Source organism: Bradyrhizobium altum (assembly GCF_020889705.1).
Classification (GTDB): domain Bacteria; phylum Pseudomonadota; class Alphaproteobacteria; order Rhizobiales; family Xanthobacteraceae; genus Bradyrhizobium; species Bradyrhizobium altum.
In genome coordinates, this window is the sequence record NZ_JACMYP010000455.1 from 1 (window position 1) to 3,601 (window position 3,601).

Annotated in this window: 3 protein-coding genes and 1 pseudogene; all 4 read left to right on the top strand. The window is 68.7% G+C overall.

The genetic code is table 11. The features are described from left to right. A pseudogene (locus tag H8B02_RS46095) lies at nucleotides 1–160 on the top strand (ferredoxin); the annotation flags it as partial. Beyond that, the gene (locus H8B02_RS46100) at nucleotides 147–992 is read left to right on the top strand and encodes an SDR family oxidoreductase (protein ID WP_229172340.1); all 846 of its coding nucleotides are present in this window, start codon (nucleotides 147–149) and stop codon (nucleotides 990–992) included. The pseudogene H8B02_RS46095 and the gene H8B02_RS46100, both read left to right, overlap by 14 nt. Beyond that, entirely contained in the window at nucleotides 992–2,335 is a 1,344-nt protein-coding gene (locus H8B02_RS46105; RefSeq protein WP_229172341.1) for a cytochrome P450, read from the top strand. Before H8B02_RS46100 ends, H8B02_RS46105 begins: the two co-directional genes overlap by 1 nt. 154 nt (nucleotides 2,336–2,489) lie before the next feature. Next, on the top strand, nucleotides 2,490–3,488 hold the full coding sequence (locus H8B02_RS46110; protein WP_376711794.1) for a polyprenyl synthetase family protein: 999 nt from the start codon (nucleotides 2,490–2,492) through the stop codon (nucleotides 3,486–3,488). Nucleotides 3,489–3,601: the final 113 nt, after the last annotated feature.

A 3,601-nucleotide genomic window follows, 5' to 3' on the forward strand; every position in this document is an offset into this window, starting at 1 on the left:
CGCAGCCAGCCAGTGCCCGGTCGCCGCCATTCGGGTCATCGAAAGCGACGCTGGCGATGACGAGCGCGCCAGCGCCGTCAGTGCGCCTTCTCCGGCTCAGGCCGAGCGGCATGCCGCGAGAGACCAAGGCATTCCGGGAGGACACGATGGGACGGTTTGAAGGCAAGGTAGCCGTGGTGACCGGCGCCGGCGCTGGCATCGGCAAGGCATGCGCCCTCGCCATCGCGCGCGAGGGCGGCAGAGTGGTGGTCGCCGACATTGATGGCTCGGCGGCCATCGCCTGCACCGCGCAAATCGCGGCCGAAGCGGGCCACGCGCTGGCCCTGGACATCGACATCGCCGATGCGCAGGCGGTGGCAGCGCTGTTCGAGACGGCGGAGCGGCACTTCGGTGGGGTCGACCTGCTGGTGAACAACGCGAGCGCCATGCATCTGACTCCGCACGACCGCGCGATCCTCGACCTGGACCTGGCGGTCTGGGATCAGACCATGGCGACCAATCTGCGCGGCACGTTGCTCTGCTGCCGGCAGGCCATCCCACGGATGATCGCCCGCGGCGGTGGCGCGATCGTCAACATGTCGTCGTGCCAGGGGCTCAGCGGTGACACCGCGCAGACGTCCTACGCCGCGTCGAAGGCGGCGATGAACATGCTATCGGCCTCGCTCGCCACCCAGTACGGTCATGCGCAGATCCGCTGCAACGCGGTTGCGCCGGGTCTCATCATGACCGAGCGTCTCCTCGCCAAGCTGGACGAGTGCATGCAACGGCATCTGCGCCGGCACCAGCTCCTGCCGCGCGTCGGCCGCCCCGAGGACGTGGCCACGCTGGTGGCGTTCCTGCTCTCCGACGATGCTGCGTTCATCACCGGCCAGGTCGTGTGCATCGATGGCGGCATGCTGGCGCATGTGCCGACATACGCCGACGGTGGCAACAGCCGCGCTGCGCGGCCTTCCGGCGAGACCGCCGAAGCGGCCGCGTCGCCGCGCTGCTGATGAACATGCTGCTCAACCCGTTGGCCCGTCGGCATCGGCTGCGGCACGACATCCCGGTCGTGCCCGGCGCTTTCCCCTTGGTCGGGCATCTTCCCGCCATCGTCTGCGACCTGCCGCGCCTGCTGCGGCGCGCGGAACGGACGCTAGGCAGCCACTTCTGGCTGGATTTCGGCCCTGCCGGACAGCAGATGACCTGTCTGGATCCGGATGCTTTCGCACTGCTCCGGCACAAGGACGTGTCCTCGGCGCTGATCGAAGAGATCGCGCCCGAATTGTTCGGCGGAACGTTGGTCACTCAGGACGGCACCGTGCACCGGCAGGCGCGCGATGCGATCCAGGCGGCGTTCCTGCCGATGGGGCTGACCCGGGCCGGCATCGGCGAGCTGTTCGCGCCCGTCATCCGGGCGCGGATGCAGAGGTGGCGCGACCGCGGCGACGTAACCATCCTGCGCGAAACCGGCGATCTGATGCTCAAGCTCATCTTCAGCCTCATGGGAATCCCCGCGCAGAACCTGCCGGATTGGCATCGCAAGTACCGGCAACTGCTGCAGTTGATCGTCGCGCCCCCGATCGACCTGCCCGGACTGCCCTTGCGGCGCGGTCGCGCCGCCCGCGACTGGATCGATGCGCGGTTGCGCCAGTTCGTCCGCGACGCGCGCGAACATGCCGCGCGCACCGGCTTGATCAACGACATGGTGAGCGCCTTCGATCGCAGCGACGATGCGCTCTGCGATGACGTCCTGGTCGCCAATATCCGCTTGCTGCTGCTTGGTGGTCACGACACCACCGCCTCGACGATGGCCTGGATGGTGATCGAGCTGGCGCGGCAGCCTGGGCTGTGGGACGCCCTGGTCGAGGAGGCGCAACGCGTGGGCGTGGTGCCGACCCGGCACGCGGACCTGGCGCAGTATCCGGTCGCCGAGGCGCTCTTCCGCGAGACGCTGCGCATGCATCCGGCGACGCCGCTCCTGGTGCGTCGCGCACTGCGTGAACTGCAACTCGGCCAACGGCGCATTCCCGCGGGTACCGATCTGTGCATCCCGCTGCTGCATTTCTCGACCTCGGCGCTGCTGCACGAGGCGCCTGATCAGTTTCGCCTGGCGCGGTGGCTGCAACGCACCGAGCCGATCCGGCCGGTGGACATGATGCAGTTCGGTACCGGCCCACACGTCTGCATCGGCTACCACCTCGCATGGCTGGAACTGGTGCAGTTCTGCATCGCCTTGGCGCTGACCATGCACGAGGCCGGGGCGCGGCCGCGGTTGCTGAGCGGCGTCGAAAAAGGCCGGCGCTATTACCCGACCGCACATCCATCCATGACAATCCGCATCGGATTCTCATGAGCTGGCATCGCATGCCCCGTGTGGCGAGGCAGCGGCGCCGGCGCCGCGCAGCATTGCTGCACTCCTCGCGCGCGCTCGGTGCGACGCCGGCAACACCGCGGCGGCTCGCCGCTCTCCATGGCCGTCTCGTGTCAGGTACAAGGACATGAACAACATGCAGACCGCTTCCACGCTACACGACGACCGAACCGGGGTTTCCGCGCTCGGCGGATTGGGCGCGCAGGCGCCCGGCGCATCCGGGAGCCTGCTGCCGGAGATCTGGATGCAGGACGGCGCAAAGCGGGTCGAACAGGCGCTGGCCCGTCTTCTCCGTGCCGAAGACGACGGTGAGACCGAGCTGATGGCGGCGATGCGCTACTCCACCTTGCAGGGCGGGAAGCGCACCCGGGCCTTGCTCTGTCTGGCTGCCGGCGCACTGGCCGACACGCCGGCGCACATGCTCGACGACGTCGCCGCCGCCATCGAGATGATGCACGCCTGTACACTGGTCCACGACGACCTGCCCGCGATGGACGACGACGTGCTTCGCCGCGGCCATCCGACCGTGCACGTCAAGTTCGGCGAAGCCACTGCGATCCTGGTCGGCGATGCGCTGCAGGCGCACGCCTTCTTGACCCTGTCGAGCTTGGATGCGCCGGGCGACAAGCGTATCGCGCTCGTGCGCGAACTGGCGCAGGCGGTGTCCGCCGAGGGTGCCGCAGGCGGGCAGGCCATGGATCTGTCGCTGGTTGGAAAGCACGTCGAGCTGGACAGAATCGTGGCGATGCACCGGATGAAGAGCGGAGCGCTAGTGCGCGCGTCCGTTCGCATGGGCGCGCTGTGCGCCATAGCGGAGGATGCCGCGCACGCTGCGCTGTACTGTGCGCTCGATCGCTACAGCGCCAGTTTCGGCCTGGCGTTGCAGGTGGTCGACGACATTCTCGACGCGACAGCGGATACCGCGACGCTGGGCAAGACCCCCGGCAAGGACGCGGCGGCGCAGAAGCCGACCTGCGCGTCGATCATGGGGCTAAAGGCAGCGCGCCAGTTCGTGCCGGATCTGTTGCGCGACGCCGGAGAGGCCGTCGCTCCGCTGGGGCCGCGTGCGGAACGGTTGGCGCAGATCCTGCAGCGGGCCAACGCGTATCTGTTCAAGCACGCGCCATGCGCATGAGCGCGCCCGTCCGCATGGAGCCGCCCCTGTGCCGCTGCGATCCCGGCGGTAGCGGTGCATCCTGCACTGTATCCGAGTCGGCGGCGCCGATCGCAGCGGTTGCCCAGCACGGC